Origin of the sequence: Actinoplanes sp. NPDC026670 (genome assembly GCF_040638175.1) — a bacterium.
GTDB lineage: Bacteria > Actinomycetota > Actinomycetes > Mycobacteriales > Micromonosporaceae > Actinoplanes.
Window position 1 is genome coordinate 1 of sequence record NZ_JBEZXU010000168.1, and the last position, 1823, is coordinate 1823.

The window sequence follows — 1823 nt, forward strand, 5'->3', positions numbered from 1 at the left end:
GCCGTTCCGGCGCGTACCTCCCACCACTTCGGGCCCACAACCTGCTCCAGCTCATGCACGAGCTGGCCACGATCGCGGCAGGCCTTGGCCACCGACGGCATGTAGCGGATGACGGAGCCGAACACGAGCGCGTCGGTGCCGGCGGCCCGCAGGTCCGCCTCCAGCTCGCGGCGTACCTCACGCCGCTGGCCCACCTCATCTCCCTGGCGGTTGACTCGGTACTGGAACCCGAACATGGCAACGCCGAGCAACTCCAGGTGCTCGTTGACCGTCATAGCCCGGCTGAACCGTTCGGCCACCCCGGACAGACCCTGCCGGCTGGCCTGATCGAACGACACCGGCACCAGCGCGGCCCTGCTGGCCACGAGAACCAAGTCCTGCAAGTTGATCTCGCGCGGCGGACAGTCGATGAGGATCCAGTCGTACTCATCGGCGATCGTCGCCAGGACCTCCGCCAACGCGAGGCGGGCCCGGTGGGAGTGGCCACGTGCGGTCTTGCCGAAGATCATGCCGTTGACTTCGTCCAGGGCCGACCCGCCGGGGATGACGTCCAGCCAAGGGCGTACGTCGCGCAACCGGTGCGGCACGGTGCCCGCCTGCAAGGCTGTCATCAGGCCTTTGCCGTCGTCGCCGACCTGTACCCCCTCGGGCACTCGCCCGTCGGCCGGCACGTCCTCGGGCTTGAGGTACCCGAGGTCCAGGCCGAGGTTGCCCTGCGGGTCGCAGTCGACCAGGAGCACCCGCCGCGGGGAGTTGGCCTGCTGGGCCGCCAGCGCCAGCAGTCCTCCCAGGTTGGCGGTCACCGACGTCTTACCTTGGCCTCCCTTGCCGTTGAGCACCGCGAGCACCCGGCCCAGAGAGGGCCGTAGTCGACGCGACAGTTCCATCGCCGCTGCGAGATCTGGGTCGAGCCCCACCACTTGCCCGAACGTCATCGGTCTGCCCTTCGTCGCACAGGTTGCGTCTTCGGCCGTGTGCCTATCACTCACGAGCTGCATCGCGCCAGGCGCCGCGCGCTGTCTCGCGCCGTAGATCACACCCTCGCTCACCAGCAACATCACCGACGGACGCGCTACCGATCGCACGAGCAAGCGAGCGAGCAACATCCCACGCGATACGACGAGCTATAGAGCACGCAACAACGTCCATCACTTGACAAGCAATGTTGTCAGGGCGAGAGTGGGCGACATGACAAACGATGCTGTCAACGACAGCGCGAGCGGTACCCGCCATGATGTGGCGGACGAGAGTGGACGCGTCAGCGTGGACGCCATCGAATCCGAGTTGGTACGCGACTTCGTTGACGACCTCGTGTCACGTATCGCGCACCAGACCTCGCAGGACAGCGCTGGTGCAAGCCAGCAGCGGTCCCACCTGCGGCGGTTGGCCATCCTGATTGCGATCCAGTCGGCGGCAGACGACTTGGCGAACACGGCGGCGTCCGACGCCGCCAAGCACGGTGCCAACTACCCGGCGATCGGTGAAGCCGCTGGCATGACGCGGCAGGCAGCACGCGTTCGGTGGCCGGGCTTGGTCGATCGGGCGCGCATGCGCAAGCAGCAGCAGGAAAGCACTACCGGTGATACCAGTATGAGGATGGCCAGGAGGGACTCGTGACCGTAATGAGCGACGTGCAGGAGGCCAAGGTTGTCGGGCCGATGAGGCCCGAGGCAGTCAAACTCGCCGACGTCGTTACCCACCCGGCTAACCCGCGCAAGGTCCTGGGGAACCTGGACGAGCTGGAGGAGTCGATCCGGGAAGTCGGGGTGATCCAGCCGCCTGTGGTGCTGCCGGCAGACCGCGTCGCCGCAGCGTGGCCGAAC

At 67.0% G+C, this 1823-nt stretch carries 3 protein-coding genes; 2 read left to right on the plus strand and 1 reads right to left on the minus strand.

Translation table 11 applies throughout. The features are described from left to right. On the minus strand, positions 1 to 1049 hold a 1049-nt coding region (locus AB0E94_RS52765; protein ID WP_360344506.1), incomplete at its 3' end, for a ParA family protein. Between the two features lie 139 nt (positions 1050 to 1188). Here AB0E94_RS52765 and AB0E94_RS52770 point away from each other — a divergent pair. Together AB0E94_RS52770 and AB0E94_RS52775 are read left to right on the plus strand one after the other, a co-directional pair. Next, positions 1189 to 1617 carry a hypothetical protein gene (locus tag AB0E94_RS52770; RefSeq protein WP_357095843.1) on the plus strand — a complete coding sequence of 143 codons (429 nt, stop codon included), beginning with the start codon at positions 1189 to 1191 and terminating at the stop codon, positions 1615 to 1617. 5 nt (positions 1618 to 1622) lie between these two features. After that, the coding region (locus AB0E94_RS52775) for a ParB N-terminal domain-containing protein (RefSeq protein WP_360344509.1) at positions 1623 to 1823 on the plus strand (201 nt) is incomplete at its 3' end.

Excerpts from the sequence above, each read along its gene's own strand:
- AB0E94_RS52770 (WP_357095843.1), top strand. The coding sequence starts at position 1,189 with ATGACAAACGATGCTGTCAACGACAGCGCGAGCGGTACCCGCCATGAT.